General features: G+C 29.7%; 2 protein-coding genes. Both read left to right on the top strand.

Annotated features, from left to right (window positions below):
* Nucleotides 1-140 precede the first annotated feature (140 nt).
* Entirely contained in the window at nucleotides 141-1,058 is a 918-nt protein-coding gene (locus ACP6PK_RS26280; RefSeq protein WP_426564018.1) for a 2OG-Fe(II) oxygenase, read from the top strand.
* Between the two features lie 240 nt (nucleotides 1,059-1,298).
* Nucleotides 1,299-1,919: a 2OG-Fe(II) oxygenase gene (locus ACP6PK_RS26275; protein ID WP_426564017.1), complete on the top strand. Its 621-nt coding sequence runs from the start codon at nucleotides 1,299-1,301 to the stop codon at nucleotides 1,917-1,919.
* The last annotated feature ends 449 nt before the right edge of the window (nucleotides 1,920-2,368 follow it).

Below are 2,368 nucleotides of genomic sequence, written 5' to 3'. Positions count from 1 at the left end.
AGAAAAAGTAGGATGTGGTCGGTTCGTCTCTATTTGAGAGTCTCAAATTTTTCGTAGTGAAGCAGTCACAGAAAATTCAGATCAGGATTTTCCCTACTCCCTACTACCTACTCCCTATTCCCTAAAAATTTGCAAAAATTATGATACTTACTCCACCACAAAACCTACCCCAAGAAGTAAAAATTCAACTCCTATTAACAGGAGGACATCAATATACTATTTATCTTAAATCTGATGCACCTTTACTCCAACTTTTAGCCAAAACATTATTATCTAAACATCAAAAAACTGAAAATTCTACCCTCTTTCAAATTCCTCTAGCAGAAGGTCATTCCGCTTTATGTTTTCCCAGCGAACATTTAGTAGGAATGGTAACTGAACCACCAATTTATTTACAGCATTTACAACCACAAGAGAGTAAATCTAATCTTCAAACCTATACTCCTCCTACTCCTAAAACAGATAACTTAGAATCTCGTTATTTACTGATAGAAAATTTCCTCACAAATTCAGAAACTCAACAACTACTAAACTATATCTTCCAAAGAAAATCAGATTTTGTACCAACTACAACATCAACTAAAGCTGAAAATTATCGTCGTTCTTTAGTATTGCACTCTTTCCCCAAATTCCGAGAATTAATAGTCAATAGAATTCAAGAAATTTTTCCTGATGTGCTAACAAAGTTAAATATTCCAGAATTTTCAATTGCCCAAATTGAAAGTCAGTTAACAGCTCATAATGATAATAATTTCTATAAAATTCATAATGATAATGGTTCTCCTGAAACTGCGACTAGAGTTCTTACTTATGTTTACTATTTTTATCGAGAACCTAAAGCATTTACAGGTGGTAATTTAATAATTTATGATAGTAAAATTCAAGATAAATACTATGTCAAAGCCGAAACATTTAAAACAATAGAACCTACAAATAATAGTATTGTATTTTTCCTCAGTCGTTATATGCACGAAGTTTTGCCAGTAACTTGTCATTCTCAAGCTTTTTCAGATAGTCGCTTTACTATTAATGGTTGGATACGGAAAGATAATTCATAATTAATAATTAATAATTAATAATTAATAATTACAGCATTTAGTGTTAATTATTTTTGCTGTTTACCGAAAAATTCAGGTATAAAGCCTTCTATTTCAAGAGAAAAAAAGTGCTCTTGAATTTCCTTATATTTAATCTGATAGTTTTAACCAAAGGTAATTATCCATTATCCATTATCCATTAATGAATTCTCCCCTACTTCCCTATTCAAGAAAGTGTAAGTTTATTCAATTAGTGTAATTATGATCAGTGACAAATATAATCAAAATCTAGTTAAATCAAAATGTGTGAAAATTGATAATTTTTTAACTCAGACAGAAAATCAAAAAATTCTCGAATCCGCGATTAAACTAGAAGGATATTTTGAAAAAAGTCTTACTAGCTTAAGTGATAATGACCCCGACTTTCGCAAGTCAATGGTATTGCATTTAGCAACTATTTCCAAAACTAGAATTAGTCAACGAATTAAATTAGTTTTACCTCAAGTTTTAGCTAAATTTGGTCATCAAGAATTTCCTATTGCTAAAATAGAAGCACAGGTAACAGCTCATAATCACGGTCATTATTATCAGACACATAATGATAATGGAATGCCAGAAGTTGCTAAAAGAGAAATTACCTACGTTTATTATTTTGATCAACAACCTAAACAATTTTCTGGCGGAGAATTAGTTCTATATGATGAAAAAATAGATAATAATTACTATAAGCAGGCAAATTCATTCAAAAAAATTGCACCAAAAAATAATACTATTATTTTCTTTATTAGTCGTTATTGGCACGAAGTTTTACCAGTAAATTGCCCTTCTAAAAAATTTGCAGATAGTCGCTTTACTATTAATGGTTGGCTATGGAGAAGTTAATATTTACCATTGATAATTCATTAATGCTACCCTGGGAAACTGTCAAAAATTAGTATCAAAAGAACCAAGGTTATTAAATACTAAACACTAATCTCGATCAAATGAAAAGCAATGTCAAAAATTAGTTAGTTATCAAGAAGTAATAATAAGTAGTAGGGAACAGATAAGGTCGGAATCATTGAATAATAATGATATCTTTTATATTGACTATTTTATGACTGAAAAAAATAGATTTTTTTGCTTAACCATAAAGAGTTTTTTACCCCACAATCTTTAACTTTTAGAATTACCCATGAAATAGCTCTAGTATCTGAGAAGGAGAGGAAAAAAAATTATTGATATGAAATTTAAAAGGCTTATCTTTAATCATCGAAATCAAATATCTCTATTTCCTGGGAGAGAAAGTTTGATAATTTATGAAGTCAAATCAAAGAGTTTCCATGTTGAGG

It is taken from the genome of Dapis hubbardiae BLCC-M172 (assembly GCF_050016015.1).
GTDB lineage: Bacteria > Cyanobacteriota > Cyanobacteriia > Cyanobacteriales > Microcoleaceae > Trichodesmium.
This window is presented reverse-complemented; position numbering and strand designations above follow the sequence as displayed.